This window comes from Rhodococcus sp. FG69 (genome assembly GCF_057808915.1).
The window spans coordinates 1-20202 of sequence record NZ_JBMDIX010000032.1 but is presented as its reverse complement, the minus strand read 5'-3'; the positions used below and the strand labels follow the sequence as shown (position 1 = coordinate 20202).

Below are 20202 nucleotides of genomic sequence, written 5' to 3'. Positions count from 1 at the left end.
GAAGTCGCCGATAGGATCGACAGTTGTGACCGATCCTGCCAGCCATCGTCGCCCGGACCCAGTACCGCGGCCGCAGCCGGAACGACCGGAGTTCGCAGTTCGACCGCTACGACCGAGGGACGAGCCGGCACGACCCGCGGTCGCCTTCCGAGTGACGCTGGCAGCGTGGGCGGCGGTGACACTCGTCGTTCTCGGGCTCGCGGCTGTCGTTGCGCTGAACTACGACGCAGTACGCGTTGCGCTGGAAACGACGGTGTCGAAGAACAGCTCGGGTGCCACGGCGAGCGAGGTCGCAGACACCGTCACCGTGACCGTTCTCGGCAGTGCAGCAATCGCAGTCACGCTTCTTCTGGTGGCGGGAGTGGGACTGTCGCTCGCATCGGCGCGAAAGACCCTGGCCGTCATCATCCTTCTGATTTCGGGGTTGGCGACCACGGGCGCGTGCGTGCTGTTCTGGACGTTCACGGCCGATGCCGGTGACCTCGCAGCGGGCGCGCTTCGTTGGGGACCGCTTCTCGGCGCGGTCCTCGCGGCAATCGCGACGGTGGCGGCTGGAACGGCCCTGACACGAAAGTAGCTATGCCCGCACGGGAGGCGCAGCCGCAATCCCCTCCGCGCTGCGGGCGGCCACCGCGCAGGCCCGCGAGGTGAACTGATCGAGCAGTGGATGCTCGGACAGCCGCCGCCACTTCCACGCCGCACCGATTGCCGCGTCGTAGCGCTCGGTCGGTCCCGCATCGGGACTCAGTCCCAAGCGCGTCGACGAGTCGATTCCGAATCCGCCGATCAGTCTGTGCAGTTCGGCGAGTTCGGTCTCCGGGAGCTTCGGCTTGGTCGACCGCATCCGGCCCAGCAGTCGCAGCTCTTGAAAACCGTGCACATCGGCGAGCATTCGCCCGGCTTCGGCACGAAACGCCGCCGATTCGGCGATCGGTCGTGCCTCGAGTGTGCGCTGGAGCGCCACCAGTGCCGAGTGCAACTTCAACTGATCGGCACGCTGGCCGAATTGGACGTCGATGACCGAGCGCAGCTCGTCGAGTCCGCTACGCTCCACCAGTTCGGCGGCGAGTGTAGGAGAGTCGCGAACACCGAGCTTGATCAACGTGACGGCCATTCTGATCCCGAACAATCCGAATCGGTCGACGATCGACGCCCGCAGCTCCGAATCGACCGGCAGCAGACCCGGTCGCGAAAAGCGGTCCGCGGACAGCATGGCCATCTGCAGGTCCTCGTCCGGGACCTGAGCCAGAACTTCGAATGCCGCGAACTCGGTTTGCCGCATCGTTTCTGCGGCCAGTGCCAGCAATCCCGCAACCGGCACCACGGCCTGACACAGTCCGGTCGCCTCCAACTCCGAGGCGAATCGAGCGGCGACATCCCTGGCCGACATCATTGCGTCCATGCGACCGCCACCGACCTCGTCGGCACGCGATACGACGCCGACGACACCGAGCGGGCCTGATTCCCCGCCCACATGCGACCCGATCTGGCTCAGAAACGACACGTCCGTCGCGTTCAGCGTACGCAGCAGATACACGACGGCGTCGGCACCGGAGGAAGCGTTCTCCGGCGTCAGCATCGACAGAGTGCGCGCGGACACGTCACGTGAGAGCGACGAGGTTCCCGGCGTGTCGATGATCGTCGTCTGGGTCAATGTCCGTGCCGGCCATTCGACGTCGAGGCGATCCACCTGCGCTGCCGTCAGCTCCCCCAGGTCGAACGTCAACCGGCCGCTCCGGCGCTGGACGGGGACGTGCGCCGAACGGTTGCCGTCGTACCAGGCCGTCACGCTCGGGGTTGCGCCGCTGCGATACCACGTGACGACTTTGGTGCACTCTGTCGCATCGGTCGGCGCAATATCCTGTCCGACAAGCGAATTGAGTAGCGTCGACTTACCTGCCTTCAGCGATCCGGCCAGGGCTACGCGCAGCGGTTGATCGAGCCGGTCGAGGCATTCGGTCAGCGTCGCCGCCGCGTAGGTATCGATGGAGTACGCAGTTCGTGCGGCAGCGATCAGCGCACGGGCGTCGGCGAGCGCTGTCACTTCACCACGTCTTTCGGGCCGACGAGCGCAGCGGCCCGCTCGTTGAGCTCGGCGACGGCCTTCATATCCCGATCCAACTGTGCTGTGCGGGTGGCACGTTCGGTCGACTCGACCTTCGCAGCTTCCTGCGCAGCGCGCAGCGAATCGTTCAACGATCGCAGGGTCTGCTCGGCGATCGAGGTGAAATGATCCCGAAGAACGCGCTGAATCTGACGCAGCCGGTCTTTCGATTCCTTGCCGACCTGGAAGCTGACGTCGTCGGTGAACCTGCGGATGGCCATCTTGGCCTCGGCTCGCCGCGCTCGAACCCGATTCTCCTTGTCTTCCTTGTACGCCTTTGTGCCGAGGAGAACTCCGGCGCCGATCGAGATGGGGTTGAGCAGGCTCAAACCGACGAAGGTAGTGATCAGTCCGAACATCAGGACGCCGCCGTACGATCCTCGCATCCCGACGAGGATCTTCTGGGTGATCCCGATCTTCCCGCTCTCCAAATCGGCAAGGGAGGCAACCGGATCGAGAACATTGTCGAGGTCACCGAGATCCAGATCGGGGAGCTGAGCGGCACCTGCGGCTGCGAAATGATCTGCGACGAGCTCCGCGAGCCAGAGCGCACGCTCGTGAGCCCACACGAAATTGTCGCCGACCGAGGTCGCGATCTGCTCCTCCAGCCAGTCGCCGAGTTCGAGCCAATCGGATCCGGGATCGCCCTCGTCGACGGTCTCCTCGGCCTCCCGTGTGACGCGACGAAGCCGATCACGCAGGTCGTGGTCGATGTCCGACGCCAGGTCGGCGATGCCGTCGGCGAGGGTCTGTTGCCACTGCGAGGTCTTCTTGTGCAGTTCCTCGGCCGCGGACTTGGCCCGTTGCAGACCCGCCACCGCCGCTGCGGCGCGATCGGGGTCACGCAACGCCGCCAGTTCGCTTCCCATCGCAAGAGTGAGATGCTCTGTGACGGATCGGATGTCGAGTGACACTGCGGACCGAGTCGTGGCATCGGCACGGGACACGACCTGCTCTCGCAGAAACGCGTAGAGCTCCGGAAAGCCGGACTCGACGTTCAGTTCGTCGTCGTTGAGCCGCAGCGCATGCGAACGGAGGAGCGAGGACAGCGGAAGCATCGGAACGTCGAGGCCTTCACGCTGAAGGTGGGCTCGGTTCGCCTCGACGATCTGCCGCCAGTGCGGATACAGATCGGTTTTCGTGATCAGGACTGCAACGGTAGGACAGAGGCCGAGAACCTGACGGAGAAAAGAGATTTCAGGCTCGGTGAACTCGCGACTCGCATCGGAGACGACGAGCACGGCATCTGCCGACGGAATCAGCCCGAGAGTTCCTGCTGCGTGCGGGTTTCCGTGACCACCGACTCCAGGCGTGTCCACCAGTACGAGGCCGTCGGCGAGAAGCGGACTCGGCACGTTCACTTCGAGCCGCAACACCTCGCGTCCTTGCGCGCGAGGACTCGACGGGGTGATCGCCTGCAGCTCGTCGAGTGGAACGTCGACGCGCACGGCGTCGTTGCCTGGATCCGCCACCACCAACTCCGCGAACGAGCGCTCCGAGTTCTGCACCAGCGTAGGAATCGCCGTCGTTTCGTCATCGCCGACAGAGCACACGTTCAGGTTGAGCAACGAGTTCACGAACTGGCTTTTTCCCTGTTTCAACGGGCCGACGACGACGATGCGCCTGCGCGGATCCAGGACCCGCTCTTTGGCGAGCTCCATTCTCGATACGAGATCGGACCGTCCGACCGTCTGCGCTACCGCCGCAGTTCGATCGAGCAGCTCGGCCAGCTGTTTCGCTTGCCCGTCCATGGCCTTCTTTCGGTACACGTGCATCGACTGCCCTGAACTCTAACGAGCGGAAAGACCCCGGGCAGTAGAACCGCCCGGGGTCTTGTCCAACAATTCACCGATTACGTTACGGGTTCAGCAGATCCGTGTGGTGATCGACGGTGGCGACGTCCGCGACGGCGTCGGCCGAGCTGTCCACGTCGCCGTGCAAGCCGGCGTCCGAATGCAGCGAGGACTCCGCCTCGCCGAACACGCTGGAATCCACCGAGGACCACGCGTTCGAATCGAATGCGCTGGTGAACGATCCGGATGCGCTTCCAGCGACGTCTGCAGCACCCTCGAAGCCGCTCGTGACTCCACCTGCTGCGCCGCCGACGACATCCGCGCCTGCACCGATTCCACCCGCCACGTCACCGGCAACGTCCGTACCGGCCTCGACTCCACCTGCGATTCCACCTGCCACGTCTCCGGCAACATCCGTCCCTGCAGCAGCACCACCCGCGATACCGCCGGCCAGATCTGCTCCCGCCGACGCACCGGCGTCGAGTCCTGCACCGAGTCCGGTGTTCAGCCCCGCGCCGAGGTCACCGGCCGCCGTAACACCGAGGTCTGCGGCGCCCTGCAGCGATCCGGTCAGGTCCGCACCGGCCTGAGCCCCTGCGTCGAGGCCGGCTCCGACAGTTCCGTCGATGGCTCCTTCGAGCGACCCGCCGAGGCCCGCTGCACCCGAAACCACACCCGAGACCGCGCCGTCGACTCCGCCGGTGAGTCCCGCGCCCAGCTCTGCACCGGTCTGGGCTGCGCCGTCAAGCCCGGCGGCCACACCACCATCAAGCCCTGCGGCCAGTCCGCCATCGAGCCCCGCGGCCAGTCCGCCACCGAGTCCTGCGGTAGCGCCTCCGATCGCACCGAGGCCGAGGTCCCCGGAACCTTCGAGGCCACCGGTGATGCCACCTGCTGCGCCGAGGGCTGCGTCTACTGCACCGGTGAGTGCGCCGCCGAGTTCGGCTCCGCCACCGAGGGCGGCGCCGAGATCGAGTGCGCCGCTCGTGTCGAGCACGGTGTCGAGTGCAGCGCCGAGATTCGCGCCCGCTTCACCACCGACGCCGAACGCTGCACCGAGCACGCCTTCCAGATCGGTTGCGGCCGCGATGTCGGCTCCGACCGAAGTGTCGATCGCGGTTCCCAGTGCGGCGGTGAGGCTGCCGACTGCGCTGGTGTCCAGGTCGAGCGCCGAGCCGACCGCACCGCCGATGACGGTTCCCAATTCACCTGACGTCAGCCCGGCCAGATCGAGATCGGACAGGGCGCCTGCGTCGAGGACCGCGCCGAGCGAGGAACCGATGCTCGACGCCAGGTCACCTTCGAGGGCGAAGACGCCTTCCAGTCCGGACGCGAGGTCGAGTCCTGCAAGTCCACCGAGATCGATGCCGCCGGTGAGGTCGCCTGCCGCACCGAGTGCGGCGTCGAATGCTCCCTCGAGCGCGCCGCCGAGAGCGGTTCCGGCACCGAGTGCAGCGCCGAGATCGAGCGCTCCGCCTGCGCCGACCACTGCGTCGAGAGCGCCGCCGATGGCTGCGCCTGCTTCGCCACCGACTCCGAATGCGGCACCGAGAAGACCTTCGAGGTCTACGACTCCGCCGAGGCCCGCCCCGAACGCGCCGTCGATGGCCGTTCCGATCGAGGTGGTCAGGTCCCCGACGATTCCTGCGTCGAGGTCCAGTGCGGTGCCGAGGGATCCGGCGATGATTCCGCCGAGGTCGATGCCCGCAAGTCCACCGAGATCGAGATCGGCGAGGGCGCCGGCGTCGAGCACCGCGCCGAGCGAAGCTCCGAGAGCCGCCGCGAGGCCGCTCTGCAGCGCGAACACTCCTTCGAGGCCACCGCCGATGCCTGCGGCGAGTCCGCCGCCTGCGCCGAGTGCCACGTCCAGAGCCGAACCGAGTTGTGCGGCGACGTCAGCGCCGATGCCGAGGCCTGCGGTCAGTGCCGTGCCGAGTCCGCCTGCGAGACCTCCAGTGAGGTCGATCTGTCCGGCGTCGATGACTGCACCGAAGACGTCTCCCAGAGCTGCGCCCAGGTCGGCGCCGATGTCGCCACCGACACCGAAGACCGTTCCGAGTGCTGCACTGAGAGCTCCTTCGATGCCTGCGAGCGCGTTCAGGTCGAGTCCGCCGACCGCGCCGATGGCTGCGTCGAGTGCGCCGGTGAGTCCTGCCGTGACGTCTGCACCCAGTCCTGCACCAAGTCCTGCGCCCAGTCCGAGGCCGCCGCCGATCAAGCCGGTCAGCGCGGCACCGAGGTCGGCTGAACCGCCGAGGTCGACCGATCCGCCTGCACCGATGACCGCTTCGAGTGCAGCGCCGAAGGCCGCACCGAGGTCCGCGCCGATTCCACCGCCGACGGCGAGGGCAGCGCTGAGTGCGGCGCCGATGGATGCCGCGATATCGCCTGCCAGGTCGAGGTCACCGCCGAGCCCTCCGCCGATGCCGCCACCGATGACTCCGCCACCTGCCAGACCGCCACCGACCACCGCGCCGGCGGTGAGACCGAGGCCCGTCGACAGACCGCCGCCGATGGCGCCTCCGCCGGCAAGCCCGCCTTCCAGGTTCGCTGCTGCGCCGGCTCCTGCACCGAGAATTGCCGACAGCTGCGAACCTGCACCTGCGAACAGTCCGGACTCGGCGACCAACGGGGCGACGGCGACGATGTCCGCGTGGCAGACGTCGCCGAGGCCGGCAGCAGCCAAAGTCCCGTCCGGGTTGGCGCAGTATGCGGCAGCCGCCTCGTCGTCGCGGAGGAGGCTGAGGATGAAGTCGAGTACAGCGTTCGTGGCCATTGCGTGGCTCCTTCGATGTCGGACGTTCGTGGTTGATCACAAAGCTATGGGTCCCACACAGTTCGCCCAACGGGGTCGATCCCCCTACTCGATCCAGTGCACCCAGGGTTGGCGCATTAGGGGATTCGCAGCCATTAGGGGGTTTGCCCGCATGTAGGCCGTCACCTGCTGTGAGACGTAACGAAAAGTGCCATGCTGGCGACATCCCCAACAGCGTCGGCGGGCGTCGCGAGCAGAGAAATCGGAGATTGCAGATGAGCGCAGGGCTCGGTATACGGATCGGCACGGTCACCTCGGTGGCCGCCATGGATACTTCCTACGACCCGTATGCACCGCGCGACTTCGCCACCGATGAAGCAATGCCGACGGTCGTGCGCAGGTCGGCTCTCGATCTCCGCCCCGGGGCGACACCGAGCCTTGCCGCTCTGTCGGATCGGCAACAGCGCCATCTGATCACCGGATTCGCAGACCGGGTGGGGGATCCCGTTCCGCTGCTCGACGAGGACGGCGTGTCCTACCTCGCCGAGGATCTGTTCGCGACCGCGACCCGCGTACTGGTGGCCGAAGTAGCAGCAGGTGCCACCACCGAGCCTGCCGTCGTCGTCACCCATCCCGATCGGTGGACTGCGTACACCGCCGATGTCCTGCGCGACGCCCTGGAGCGCGCAGGGGTTCCCGACGCCACCCTCGTTCCCGAATCGTTCGCGGCGATGCGCTGGCTCGAAGGCTCACGCGGAGCACAGAGCGACGGCCTGACGGTCATCTACGATCTCGGTGCGACCTCGCTCGCAATCACGTTGATGCGCACCGGTTCCGATGCCGGTGTCATCGGAACCGGAGTCCACTCGCAGGATTTCGGCGGATCGCAGTTCGATCACCTCATCACCCAGTACGTTCTCGACACCGTCTCGGGCAGCCAGTCGTTCGAGTTCGACCCGTTCGATCCCGACACCGTCGGCGCGCTGGTGGAGCTGCGCGCTCGGTGTTGCGAAGCGAAGGAACAGCTTTCGTACGAGACTGCGACCACGCTCACTGTCGAGCTGCCGGGTCTGCACAGCGACACACGCCTCGTGCGTGACGAGATCGAGGATCTCGTCCGCCAACCGATTCTCGAGACCGTCGAGTTGATCCGCGACACCTTGCACACCGCCGGCCTCGACGGTTCCGACGTCACCCAGGTGCTGCTCACCGGTGGAAGTTCGAGCATTCCCCTTGTCGCCGAGCTGATTTCCTCGGAGCTGCGAGTGCCCGTCGCAACCGGACCGCACCCCGACCGCATCCCGGCCATCGGCGGCGCGATCATCGCCAACGAGATCTCCGCCTCCGTCGTCGCCGACGTTCCTCCGGCTCCCGTCGCAGCGGACATGCCCCAGCCCACGCCGCGCCCGGTGTCGACGTCCGTCGGCACTGCTGCCGCGTCCCCCGGGATGTCCGGACGCAAGAAGGCAGGCATCGTCTTCGCCTCGGTGGCCGCACTCGTGGTCATCGCCGGTGGCGGTCTGTCCGTCGGCACCGCTCTGACATCGAACGAACCGGTCGAGACAGTGTCCGAGAACACTGCGGGTACCAGCGCTACGACCGCGCCCGAGACGACGGCTGAAGCCGTCGCCGATGCCGGTGTGGGTGCCACTACCGAGAACGGATTGCCCGCACCGACCGTCGCAGCGGACGGCAGCCTGATCCCGGCCGCGGGCACCGTGATCGCCGAGGACGGCAGCGTCGTGGCCGCTCCGAACACCGGCGCTGCGTCGGCAGCCCCGGGGGCGCCGGCTCCGGCAGCGACAGTTCCGGATGTCACCGTGCCGAACGTGCAGGTACCGAGCGTGCAGGCCCCAAGTCCGCAGGCCCCGAGCGTGCAGCCACCCACCTACAACGGACCGACACTCGGCGACGTCGGCCAGGGGGTCGGCGGAGCGGTCGACGACCTGGGCAACGGAGTCGGCGGGCTGACCGGAGGCGTGGTCAACGGCTTGGACGGCGCCCTCGGTGGCCTGACCGGGCTCAACTGACACCTGTGCATACCGCACTGACGAAACCACAGATCGCGGCGTTGGCCGCCACCCGAGGCCGCCCGATCTCCGCGGCGCTCGCCGCGACGATCGCGACGGTTACCGGGGGGTGCCCACGGACGGTGGAGGCGGCGCTCGACGCCGCCCAACACGCCGACGCCGACGCCGCGGTCACCAAGGTCATCGCCGACGCGGTGCGCGGTCATCGAATCGAAGTGCTGCGTGCGATGGACGAGACCGACCGAACCGTTGTGACATTGGCGCACTTCGGTGTCGGCGCGGACCACGATGTGATGCTCGATCTCGTCGATGGCATCTCGGATGTCGATTGCATACTGGACGAGGCGGTCGCTGCAGGTCTGGTGTCCGACTCGTTCACCGCGCTCCCCGACGTCGACAGCGCATTGGTCGGCGCGGTCGGTAAGCGACGAGTCCTGGCCACAGCAACTCGACTTCTCGAATATCGCTGCAAGACAGACACTCTGGATACGCCAACGGCCGTGATGATGACACGGGCCGGTGTTCGACATGCCGAACTGGCACATTTTCTGGCGACAGCGGCATCGGGAGCTGGAACCGACTCCGCGGCACTGCTGTACGGCTACGCCGTCGACGCCGGAGCCGACGCTATCGCGCTGGCCCCACAACGCGCCGAGATCGCGTTTCTGCTCGGCGACCTACAGTCAGCCGAACAGTTCTGTGATTCGGTTCTCGAACAACATGATTCGGTCGACGATCGACAACTGCGCACAGCCGTACGGGTGGCCGCCGCGGTGGCCGCCGAACGAGGAATGGCGACTCGAAGCAGTGCGTTGTACTCGTGGCTCGGCGTCGAACGCGCGGGCAGCGACGCCGATATCGCTGCCGCGGTGGCACTGACCGTCGGCGATCGGACTGTCGCCGACGCCATGGCCGGCGGATCGACCGCGCCGCCGACCGCGTCCAGTGCGGCGAGCGGCCTGCTCGCAGCGGGACTGCGCGAGTCCGTCGCGGCGATCTCCACGGCGGATGCGACCGCTGCCACCAGCACCTTGATGCGGGCGGTCTCGCTCTCGACCGGAGCATCTCGTCGGGCAACCCCCGATTCCGCTGCCGCAACGACAATCCTGTTCGCGCTACACAGCGGCGACCTCGCTCGAGCCGAGTCGACAGCGATCCGAACTGTCGCGACTCTGCCGCCCGGACATCCCCAATCAGCGCGGATCGCACTACTGCACGCCTGGACGGCTATGCTCGCCGGTGACGTCGCCGGCGCTCAATCCCGCATCGATTCCGTCCAGATCCCGTTGTCGCACAGTAGGAATCAGCTATTTCTACACGGACTCCGCGTCGGGCTCGCCCGACGGTCCGGCGACAGCGGATCGTTGTCGAAGGCATGGGACGACGCACAGGACGTCGTCGCGTCGTATTCGGTCGATCTCTTGTCCTTCCTGCCTGTGGGAGAGCTGTGGCTCGCCGCCGTCCGCGTCGGTCAACGTGAGCGGGTCTCCCACCTCCTCGCGCAAGCGGACACGGTGATCGCCCAGCTCGACGAGCCGCACGTGTGGTCCTCGGCGCTGCACTGGTACGGCGTGCAAGCGGCGATTCTGGCAGAGCACCCGGCCGAGCTCGTCCCCCACGCCCGTGCACTTGCGCAGGCGGCGGAATCGAATGACTACGCCGCGGCTCTCGCCGCGGCGGGCCGAGCGTGGCTCGGCATTCTGCAGGGCCGTGCCGACGTGCCGGAAGTCGAGGCAACTGCCCGGTCGTTGACGCGCTTCGGGTTGTCCTGGGACGGGGCTCGGCTCGCAAGCGAGGCAGCTCTACGCGTCGAGGACACTCGCTCGGCGACAACGCTCCTGCAGGTGGCGCGATCGCTGCGAATGCCGACTTCCGCCCCGACGGCCGACGTCGCCGACGAACCGAAAGGCTCGCTCAGCGCACGAGAAGCCGAGGTCGCCGAACTGCTCGTCCTCGGCGTCACCTACCGCGAGGCGGGTGCCCGCCTCTACATATCGGCCAAGACCGTCGAGCATCATGTGGCGCGAATCCGACGACGGCTCGGCGCGGGCTCCAGGTCGGAGCTTCTGTCGATGCTTCGCGCACTGGGATACGGCGCGGATTCGGCGGACGTGTAACCCTGGCACGCTCGAATGCGACATCCTTGTCAGTGCGGCGACCGCCCCGGTGCGCCGATCAGTTGACGAGGTAGCGCAGAACATGTCGAACCGCCACGCCGAGCACGACGCGGCCTTGCCGCCGTCTGTCGGCCTGCCCGACGTCGGGTTGTACATCGACGACGAGCGGTCCATCGCCGCTGTCTCTCGTCCCTCCGCGGCCAACCCGTCGCTGCACGTCGCGTCGCTGCACAGCACAGTCCTGTACGTCCACGCGGACGGTTCGGTATCACTGGGCGGTACCGACGACCTCGATGCTGCGGAGTTCACCGACTACGTCGGCGCCGAGGTCGACTCCGGCTTCGAGCCCGGCGACCTCGTCGCGATGACGCTGCGCTGCCTGCTGGCCGAGGTAGCTCACTCCATCGGCACCGACATGTCGTTCATGGCCGCAGCCGCGACGTTCCCGGCATCGTGGACAGCCGAACGAGTATCGGATGTTCGAATCGCCATGAACCGGCACGGCCTCGATCACGTCGCGCTGGTATCCGAAACCGACGCCCTGGCTGCCTGGGCGAATACCGTGCAGGCCACCTGGGCCGGTGCGGACACCGGGATCGCAGCGGCGCGAGGGGCGGCATCGATTGCATCCGAATACCCGGTAGACGCAGTGACCGAAGAGATTCGCCTCGCCCGGCCCGCACCGCCGGTCTGGGCACGCACGCCGATACTCGCAGCCGTCGCGTTGGCGTCCATCCTGGCGCTCGGCGGCGGCGTCGCAGCGCTGGTCCTGCAAGACTCGACGACGCCCGCAATTCCCGCGATCGAGGGAGCACCGGCCGCGGCTCCGCGGACCACTGCCACCTCTCCTACGTCCGTCATCCCGTTCCCAACGGTGGTTCCTATCATCGAACCGGCCGTACCGGCGCCATCCTCGCTGGACGCGGGCCCACCAACGGCTACCGACGTCGCGGTCGACGGCACTACCGAGAATCTCCCCAGGACCAGGCCGGTGTCCGACACGACTGCGCCCAGCGGCGCCGAGGACGCCGCCGAGGACCGCGGTGGCGACACTTCTCCCTCCGACGATTCGCCCGACGATGAAACTTCCAGCGGCGAGACGTCAGCAACCGAGACTCCCAGCGGGCCGACGGGCGAGGAAACTCCGGACGGCGAGAGCGGGTCCGACGACGATGGCGGCGAGGAGTCCCCGTCGGGATCGAACGGGTCGACCGATTCGGAATCGGGCGCCTGATGGGATACCTCGCGATATCGATCGGCGACACGAAGTCCGTCGCCGTCCACCGCAGAGACACAACGGTGGACCCGACAGTCTTCGAGACGACGACCGATCTGAGCTTCGCCGAGGACGGAACCGTCAGCCTCGGCACCGAGGCCCAGCGCGACAGCGGGAGCGGTGCGACGACGGTTGCCGCATCCATCTCACGCGTCGGCCGACCGCCGTCCGAGGGCGACGTCTATCTCGCCGAGGATCTCGTCGCGCATGCGGTGAACTGCCTGGTCGCGATGACCGCGTCCAACCACGGCGGGGTGACGCCCAGCGTCGCCGTGGTTCATCCCGACAGCTGGGGAGCCGCCGAAGTCGATCTTCTTCTCGGCGCGTTCGACCACACCGGATTGCGAGGGGTCAACCTCGTACCGCAGGCCGCCGCAAGAGGCGCCTTCGCGGCTCTCGACTCGGGCGCCGGATTGTCCGACGACGTCGGGCTGGCGATCGGGGCGTTGGCGGTGCTCGAGGATGGTCGATCGGCCGACGCCGCCGATACCGATGCGCTACCGGTGGTCGCGCCGCCGCAAGCGCTGGCATTCTCCGAAGCCATCCCCGTCGTAGTGGCCGAGCCCGCCTCCGAAGTCGAGAGCGACAGCCGCAAACGAAAGCCGTTGCTGGTCGTCACCGGCCTGGCGGCTGCGGTGATTCTGGCATCGGTCGGGATCGCGGCTGCTCTCGGCACGTTCTCGGACGGAGAGGAAGTAGCGCCGCCGCCGATCACCGATGCGCAGTCCCCGTCCACGACGTCGTCGCCGCCCACCACCCCGCAAGCCGTAGCTGTGCCGTTTCCTACGACAGAACCCGCGCCGCCGACCACGGAGGCGCCGCCCGAGTTGCCCCCGCAGGATGCCGTCGAGACCGCGGCCCCCGAGCCGGCTCCGCCACCTGCCGTCGAACCTCCGCCTGTCGTCGAGCCGCCACCGGTAGCGGAACCCCCGCCCGTCACGACAACACGGTCCCTGCCCCCTCGTATGGAGATTCCGCGGCTCACTCTGCGTGAACTGCCGCCCGCGCTCGGGATTCCGGGCGCCAACTGACGCGACCCAAGCTCCTGCCCGTCGCTGTGAGCTGCAGGTTCTCACTATCTGCGACGGCATGGCCTAAGGTGGGGCGCTGATGCTCAGACCCGATGAAGGGATTTCATGCGTAACACGGGGGCACTGCGCGCCGCAGTGATCTGTTCGACGGCGTTCTTGTTTTTCGGTATCTTCTCGGCCCCCGCGTCGGCAGACCCAGAATCATCGGTGAGTCAGAGTCCTGCCGACCAGCTCCCCCGCGAGCTCGCAGACGCTGTCGTTCGTGATCTGAATATTTCTCCGCAGGAATACCTCGACCGCGCAGCGCGCGCTCAGGAGCTGTCCACCTACGCTTCCGACTTCCGCGCGTCCCGGCCGTCGGATTTCGCCGGCGCCTGGATCGGTCCCGACGGCAATGCCGTCGTCGCGGTGACCACTCCGGATGCCGCACAGGCCGTCGCCAAGGACGGGTACGACACCGCTCACGCGCCGGTGTCGGCCGATGGCCTGGAAAAGTCGCTCGCCGAACTCAACTCGTGGATTGCATCGCTCCCCCGCGAGGTCGCCAGTCAGGTCAATGGCACATCGATCGACATCCTGGACAACCAGATCGTCATCGATCTGGCCAACAGCCCGATCGGTAGTGCTCTCAACCTTCCGACGTTGCTCGCCAACCTGAAGGTGATTCTGTCTCCGGGGGCACCGAAACCAGTCGATCCTTCGCCTATGGGTGGCGACACCTACGTCACCACCGAGGGCGATATCAAGAACACACCCTCCACAGAGATCAGCGTCTGCTCGTTCGGTTTCAACGCCACCGACGCATCAGGGAGCCCTGTCAATCTCAGTGCAGGACACTGCAACCCGAATGCCGACACAGGAAGCGGCGGAGCGCCCGTCTACCTCCCCAACCCGGCGAACGTGCAGGAGAGCACTCGGATCGGCACCGTCGATCGTTCGAGCCTCGGATCCCCCAGCGGCCTCGACTGGTCGGTCATCGCGCTGAACGATCAGGGTGTCTCCTCCGGTCTCGACCGTCCCACCGTCCGCGGCGCCAACGGCAGCACGATCACTGTCACCGGCATCGCGTCGCCGGTCGTCGGAGCGCCGGTCTGCAAGTCGGGACAGTCCTCGTCGTTCACCTGTGGCGTCATCGCGGCCGACCGAGTCGAGACGCAGCTGTTCATGGAGGACGGCAGCAGCCGTACCGTCCGTGGATTCGCCAGCACGGCATGCACTTTGTCCGGTGACAGTGGCGGTGCAATCGTGACGGGAACGTTGGCTCTCGGCATCACCAGCGGCTCCAACAGCGGTGGCGCACCCGACTGCGCGGAGGCCAACCTCGCCCTCGCTCAGTACGGCGGAACAGCGAGCCTCGGCATCCCCATAGCTCAGGTGGCTGCAGAAACCGGAACGACAGTGCGGACCTCGCCCGTCACATAGCTTTTCATGCCCCAACAGCCCGCCGCGACAACATTGTCGCGGCGGGTTCTTTTGTTTCATGTCACAGACTTTCGCTCGGCCATGGCTGCGCGATCTGAATGAGCGGTACCTTTTGTCGGAAATAACGGCCGGGTCGGCCGAACTCACGAGGGGACACAATGCCTGCTTTCACAATGGTCTGGATTCAGCTTGCCGAGCACGCGGTTGCGCTGTGGCAGAACGCAATCAACTTCATACCGCCGATTCCAGAGGACGCGTTGCCTCCCAGAGAGTGACGTCACCGGCGGGGCTTCGCGCGTGCGGCAGCCCTTCCGACGCTCGACAAGACCTGCGGTGCCGTGTAGAGAATACGAAGCATTGTCCCTGACATCACCCACGCACTCGGCACCGCAGACAGTCGCAGTACGTCGTATCCGGTATTCGCCCACGTCGTCTTGATTCGATTGACGCCGACGCCCTGGTCCAGCCAACGGACAGCGAGCTCGTCGTGATGGTCGGCGAACCACTCGATCATCTGATGACCGGGCTGCAGTCTTCCTACCGAGGCGTCGTAATGCGTCAGCCAGCCTTCCATTCGGTTCCCGGTACGGAGCCCGACCTCGTGTGCGCTCCAAACACCGTCGATCACCAGACCGACGACACACAGGGTGCCGGCACGCGATTCGCTGCGCAGAAAGTTCTTCGCGAACTCACCGTGCGGCGGAACGAGGTAGTTGACCCTGCCGTTGCGCTCGACTGCAGACGCCGCTACCCGTTCGATGTCAGCCCACCGGGATTCGAGATGCTCGACGCCGGTCACCATCTCGAACTCGAACGCCGTGGCTCCGCGCCGGTACTGCCGAAGGCGTTTGAGCGACTTCGCACTTCTGATGCTCGACGCCTTCTGCCCGGGCCCCAGCTCGACGACGGGCACACTCTCGCGGATCGGCGCGTGCACGTTCCACGACGAATGCCGCAACAACCGCTGCACGGTGAGATCGTTCGCGATCATCGAATCTGCAGACAACATGTAGCCCTGATCGGCAATTGCGCGCAGGAGCGCGTCCGATGCCTCTGCGTCATCGCTGAGAATCTCCAGTGGCACACCCAACCCGGTGCCGACCACTTTCGCGAGCGTGAACGGTCCGCGCTTGAACTTCGAGAGCGCTGCAAGGGCAACGAGACGGTCCTCACGACGGATCTCGACATACTCACACGCGAGCGCTGTCGCATCCACGACGTTCGATACGAAGCCCGGTCGAGACGAGAAGACGGTGCCGACCCGCTCTGCGAGCGAATGCCACTCCGCGAGTATCGACTGAGCGTCGGTGTGAATTCGAGCCACGACAGTCTCTGCACCCGTTTTCACGCCTGTAAATTTACCAAGAGTCTGTAAAGATTGCGAAAACAGTCATTCAGACAACTGAGCGATGTTCGAAACCACTTGCGATGTGGCACTGCCCTATTCGTCGTTCGGTTGCACCAACTCCGACGCGTGTGGCGGCACGATCCCCGGGTCAGATGCGTCGTATGATCACCGTGCACTCAGGTACCCACGTACCGATCAACCGGCGGCGCCTCGCGCCTGCATCACTCGACTGGAAGGCACTCCCCTCATGCTCGCACTCCTCGGCGTCGGCTTCGACCTCCTCGGCTATGCGGCCGTAATCGTGATCGAGGCAATCAATTTGGCGTCGCCAGGTATTCGATTCGGCTGAGCCACGCAACGAAAAAGCGGCCCGTCACCTTCCGGTGTCGGGCCGCTTTCGTGGCTGTCTACTTGCTGGCGGCGTCTGCAAACTTCGACGTGCCCGGTGCTGCCTGGAGGGTGTTGATCAGGTCGATGCCTGCAACCACCAGGGTGGGGCCACCGGCGATGATCGTGCCGATGATTCCACCAACTGTTGCACCCAGCGGCACGGAGGCCAGCCCGACGGGACCTCCCAGGAAACCGAGACCGCCGGCGATCGCGCCGATCACAGTTCCGGTGAACCCACCGATTGCCGTAGCGATTCCCAGCTGCGTTGCGAAGGTCTGCTGAGCGATCAGGTTCTCCTCGGTCGATGCGACCTGAGTGGCGCCGATGCTGCGCGAGTTGGCCGATGCCTTGGTCAGGTCCACCTGAGGAACGAGGCGAAGCGTCTTGCCGTTGTCGGTGACGTTCTGCTCGTACGGGAAGTTGAGCCCGCCCAAGTTGAACGACAGCGGCAGCGTGACGACTACCTTGTCAGCGGAGTCGAGGACGTCGACGGTCTTGCCGTCGTCGGCGACCTTGAAGACACCGGCGTCGATCGTCGTGACGATCGTGCGGTCTTCCAGGTTCGATTCGTAGTTGATGTTTTCGGTGGTGGCGGGAGCGTCCGGGGTCGGATCTGCATAGGCCGTACCGCTGGCGAGACCCATCGCGGCGGCCACGAGCACCGACGTAACGACCAGTTTGCTGAGTTTCATGTAAAGAATGTTCCGTTTCTATGCAGTCGAGCCTTGCAGTACCGAGCTAAGGGCAGCGTGTCAGCCGCAGATACACCCAGACCGAATCCGCGAGTTAATCGGTGCGGCAGCAGCATAACCCACAACTCCGACCGAGCGTTATCGTCCTGGCATCAATGCGAGTCCCACTGGTTACCAACTGCATCAACGGGTAATTCGGACAACCGACACCATCTGCGCAAACTGCCAGTTGAGGAACTCGAACAGCAATTTTCGTACCCTCGGGTTAATTCTTGGGAACACAACTTAGGACTGCCTTCTGGCAACCCCACGAGGCACTGCGCATAACGTGACCTACAGGACACACCCTACTGACCGGTTCAGCCCGCCGCGAAGACAGGCAGATCCGGCGACCGACCAGCAGCCCGCCAGGCGTCGCCACTAAGTTACCCATGAGTAGCAACCGACTTGTTACCGACGGGTAGCATCGCTACCCTTAGGCTGATCGGGCTGAACCGAGGTGGCTCTTGCTGCCGATGAACGAAAGGCCGCTTACATGAACGCCCTGACGATCACGTTGGGCACGGTCGGATTCCTCCTTAGCCTTGTCTGCTGGGGCTACTTCTTCCGTGGAATCTGGAAGATGGTTGCGGCCATCGCACAGGGTCAGCCGGACAAGACCCGACTCCGCCCGTTCATTCCGCGTTTCAAGCAGATGATGATCGAGTTCATCCTGCACACCCGGATGACCAAGTTCAGGACCGTCGGCTGGGCTCACTGGCTGGTAATGATCGGATTCCTCGGCGGATTCCTGCTGTGGTTCGAGGCCTACGGCCAAACGTTCAACCCGGAATTCCACTGGCCGATCTTCGGCAACACGTTCGCCTGGCATCTCTGGGACGAACTCCTCGGTATCGGCACGGTCGTCGGCATCATGACGCTCATCGTCATCCGCCAGCTCAATCACCCACGCAAGCCCGAGCGGCAGTCACGCTTCGGCGGCTCGCGGATGAAGGTCGCGTACGTCATCGAGGGCATCGTCCTCCTCGAAGGCCTCGGCATGATCCTGGTCAAGGCCGGCAAGATCGCCACCTACGGTCACGCGAACGCCTACTCCGACTTCTTCACGATGCAGGTCGCGAAGCTCCTGCCTGCCAGCCCCGAAATGGTGTCTGTCTTCGCATTCGTCAAGTTGATGACGGGCATGATCTGGCTGCTGATCGTCGGACGCAACATCAACTGGGGCGTCGCCTGGCACCGCTTCACCGCGTTCCCCAACATCTACTTCAAGCGCGAGGCCGACGGCGGCGTCGCACTCGGTGCTGCGAAGCCGATGATGTCCGGCGGCAAGGTCCTCGTGATGGAGGACGCCGACCCCGACGTCGACGCGTTCGGAGCGGGCAAGATCGAGGACTTCACCTGGAAGGGCTGGCTCGACTTCACCACCTGCACCGAGTGCGGTCGATGCCAGTCTCAGTGTCCTGCGTGGAACACCGGCAAGCCACTGTCCCCGAAGCTGCTCATCATGTCCCTTCGCGACCACGGCAACGAGAAGGCCCCGTACCTGCTCGCCGGCGGCAAGAAAGACATGGCAGGTGACGAGGTCGGACTCGTCGACGCTGATGGCCAGCCCGATCAGGCCAAGCTCGACAAGATCCCGCAGGCTGCGCGTGACGAGGCCGATCGCAAGCTCGTCGCCGACGCCATCGAGGGTGGCATCATCGATCCAGAGGTTCTGTGGAGCTGCACCACTTGTGGAGCGTGCGTCGAGCAGTGCCCCGTGGACATCGAGCACGTCGACCACATCATCGATATGCGCCGTTACCAGGTTCTGATCGAGTCGGAGTTTCCGTCCGAGCTGGCCGGCCTGTTCAAAAACCTCGAGAACAAGGGCAACCCGTGGGGCCAGAACTCGAAGGACCGTCTCAACTGGATCAACGAGATGGACTTCGACATCCCCGTCTTCGGCCAGGACGCCGATTCGTTCCAGGACTACGAGTACCTGTTCTGGGTCGGCTGCGCCGGTGCATACGAAGACCGCGCGAAGAAGACCACCAAGGCAGTCGCCGAACTGCTCGCCACCGCGGGCGTGAAGTTCATGGTCCTCGGCGCCGACGAGACCTGCACCGGTGACTCGGCTCGCCGCGCAGGCAACGAATTTCTGTTCCAGCAGCTCGCAATGCAGAACATCGAGACCCTCAACAGTGTGTTCGAGGGCGTCGAGCAGCAGAAGCGGAAGATCGTCGTCACCTGTGCGCACTGCTTCAACGCGCTCGGAAACGAGTACCCGCAGGTCGGCGGTGACTACGAGGTGGTCCACCACACGCAGCTCCTCAACCGTCTCGTGCGGCAGAAGAAGCTGATCCCGGTGGCCTCCGTCAGCCAGGACATCACGTACCACGATCCGTGCTACCTCGGCCGTCACAACAAGGTCTACGACGCTCCCCGCGAGCTCATGGCCGCGTCGGGCTCCAATCTCAAGGAGATGCCGCGCCACGGTGAGCGGTCCATGTGCTGTGGTGCCGGTGGTGCACGCATGTGGATGGAAGAGAACATCGGCAAGCGCATCAACATCGACCGGGTCGACGAAGCACTGTCGATGAACCCGAAGAAGATCGCTACCGGTTGCCCGTTCTGCCGCGTCATGCTCACCGACGGTGTCACCGCACGACAGGAAGGTGGCGCACACGAGGGCGTCGAGGTCGTCGATGTCGCGCAGTTGATGCTCGAGTCGATCACCCGCGTCGACGCGTCGGTGCTGGCCGAGAACATCAAGGTCATTCCGCGTGAGCGCACTCCCGAGGAGGAGTTGGTCACCGCGAAGGCCGCTGAGGTCGAAGAAGCCCAGCGCATCCAACCCGTCGAAGAGCCTGCAGAGTCGAAGTCCGCTCCCACAGCGCCAGCGCCCAAAGCAGGCGGCGGTTTGAAGATGAAGGGGCTCGCAAAGGCGCCGGGAGCGAAGACCCCCGGCAACGCAGCGCCAGCCGCCGAGTCCTCGGACGACGCTCCAGCAACGCCTGCCGCTCCGTCCAAGCCCAAGGGCCTCGGAATGGCCGGTGGAGCAAAGGCACCGGGCGGCAAGGGTCTCGCGATCAAGGGCAAGGCACCGGGCGCGAAAGCTGCAGCACCCAAGCCCGCAGCGGCAACGCCTTCAGCTGATACGCCCGCAGAGCCGGCCGAGGCAGCGACGGCCGAGGCAACCGAGTCGACGCCGACCGTCAAGCCCAAGGGCCTGGCAGTCAAGTCCGGATTCAAGAAGCCGGGC

The 20202-nt window shown here is 65.7% G+C and carries 12 protein-coding genes; 7 read left to right on the top strand and 5 right to left on the bottom strand.

The window, feature by feature from the left end:
* The first annotated feature begins 25 nt into the window (after positions 1 to 25).
* Entirely contained in the window at positions 26 to 577 is a 552-nt protein-coding gene (locus tag ACODSO_RS21570; protein ID WP_489038726.1) for a hypothetical protein, read from the top strand.
* Here the strand turns inward: ACODSO_RS21570 and ACODSO_RS21565 are convergent, their stop codons facing one another.
* From ACODSO_RS21565 to ACODSO_RS21555, 3 genes are all read right to left on the bottom strand, one after another.
* Positions 578 to 2044: a dynamin family protein gene (locus ACODSO_RS21565; protein ID WP_489038725.1), complete on the bottom strand. Its 1467-nt coding sequence runs from the start codon at positions 2042 to 2044 to the stop codon at positions 578 to 580. It lies immediately after the preceding gene.
* On the bottom strand, positions 2041 to 3855 hold the full coding sequence (locus ACODSO_RS21560; RefSeq protein ID WP_489038763.1) for a dynamin family protein: 1815 nt from the start codon (positions 3853 to 3855) through the stop codon (positions 2041 to 2043). Before ACODSO_RS21560 ends, ACODSO_RS21565 begins: the two co-directional genes overlap by 4 nt.
* Before the next feature lie 106 nt (positions 3856 to 3961).
* Positions 3962 to 6673, bottom strand: coding sequence for an IniB N-terminal domain-containing protein (locus ACODSO_RS21555; protein ID WP_489038724.1), 2712 nt, complete (start codon positions 6671 to 6673; stop codon positions 3962 to 3964).
* A gap of 254 nt (positions 6674 to 6927) precedes the next feature.
* Between ACODSO_RS21555 and ACODSO_RS21550 the strand changes: the two genes are divergently transcribed.
* The 5 genes from ACODSO_RS21550 (at position 6928) to ACODSO_RS21530 (ending at position 14528) form a co-directional block, all read left to right on the top strand.
* Positions 6928 to 8682, top strand: coding sequence for an Hsp70 family protein (locus ACODSO_RS21550; RefSeq protein WP_489038723.1), 1755 nt, complete (start codon positions 6928 to 6930; stop codon positions 8680 to 8682).
* Positions 8683 to 8687: 5 nt separating this feature from the next.
* Positions 8688 to 10799, top strand: a complete 2112-nt coding sequence (locus ACODSO_RS21545; protein WP_489038722.1) for a LuxR C-terminal-related transcriptional regulator — start codon at positions 8688 to 8690, stop codon at positions 10797 to 10799.
* Between the two features lie 82 nt (positions 10800 to 10881).
* On the top strand, positions 10882 to 12033 hold the full coding sequence (locus ACODSO_RS21540) for a hypothetical protein (protein ID WP_489038721.1): 1152 nt from the start codon (positions 10882 to 10884) through the stop codon (positions 12031 to 12033).
* A gap of 65 nt (positions 12034 to 12098) precedes the next feature.
* Complete coding sequence (locus ACODSO_RS21535; protein ID WP_489038720.1) at positions 12099 to 13106, top strand: hypothetical protein; 1008 nt, start codon at positions 12099 to 12101, stop codon at positions 13104 to 13106.
* 105 nt (positions 13107 to 13211) lie between these two features.
* The gene (locus tag ACODSO_RS21530; protein ID WP_489038719.1) at positions 13212 to 14528 is read left to right on the top strand and encodes a S1 family peptidase; all 1317 of its coding nucleotides are present in this window, start codon (positions 13212 to 13214) and stop codon (positions 14526 to 14528) included.
* Positions 14529 to 14805: 277 nt separating this feature from the next.
* Here the strand turns inward: ACODSO_RS21530 and ACODSO_RS21525 are convergent, their stop codons facing one another.
* Together ACODSO_RS21525 and ACODSO_RS21520 are read right to left on the bottom strand one after the other, a co-directional pair.
* Complete coding sequence (locus ACODSO_RS21525; protein ID WP_489038718.1) at positions 14806 to 15876, bottom strand: GNAT family N-acetyltransferase; 1071 nt, start codon at positions 15874 to 15876, stop codon at positions 14806 to 14808.
* Positions 15877 to 16283: 407 nt separating this feature from the next.
* Positions 16284 to 16958 carry a DUF8020 domain-containing protein gene (locus tag ACODSO_RS21520; RefSeq protein ID WP_489038717.1) on the bottom strand — a complete coding sequence of 225 codons (675 nt, stop codon included), beginning with the start codon at positions 16956 to 16958 and terminating at the stop codon, positions 16284 to 16286.
* A 535-nt stretch (positions 16959 to 17493) separates the two neighbouring features.
* On the opposite strand from ACODSO_RS21520, the gene ACODSO_RS21515 reads away from it, so the two are divergent.
* On the top strand, positions 17494 to 20202 hold a 2709-nt coding region (locus ACODSO_RS21515), incomplete at its 3' end, for a heterodisulfide reductase-related iron-sulfur binding cluster (RefSeq protein ID WP_489038716.1).

Bases quoted from the DNA above. Each gene is read 5' to 3' on its own strand.
- ACODSO_RS21540 (WP_489038721.1), top strand. From the start codon at position 10,882: ATGTCGAACCGCCACGCCGAGCACGACGCGGCCTTGCCGCCGTCTGTC.
- ACODSO_RS21560 (WP_489038763.1), bottom strand. From the start codon at position 3,855: ATGGACGGGCAAGCGAAACAGCTGGCCGAGCTGCTCGATCGAACTGCG.
- ACODSO_RS21555 (WP_489038724.1), bottom strand. From the start codon at position 6,673: ATGGCCACGAACGCTGTACTCGACTTCATCCTCAGCCTCCTCCGCGAC.
- ACODSO_RS21550 (WP_489038723.1), top strand. From the start codon at position 6,928: ATGAGCGCAGGGCTCGGTATACGGATCGGCACGGTCACCTCGGTGGCC.
- ACODSO_RS21530 (WP_489038719.1), top strand. From the start codon at position 13,212: ATGCGTAACACGGGGGCACTGCGCGCCGCAGTGATCTGTTCGACGGCG.
- ACODSO_RS21520 (WP_489038717.1), bottom strand. From the start codon at position 16,958: ATGAAACTCAGCAAACTGGTCGTTACGTCGGTGCTCGTGGCCGCCGCG.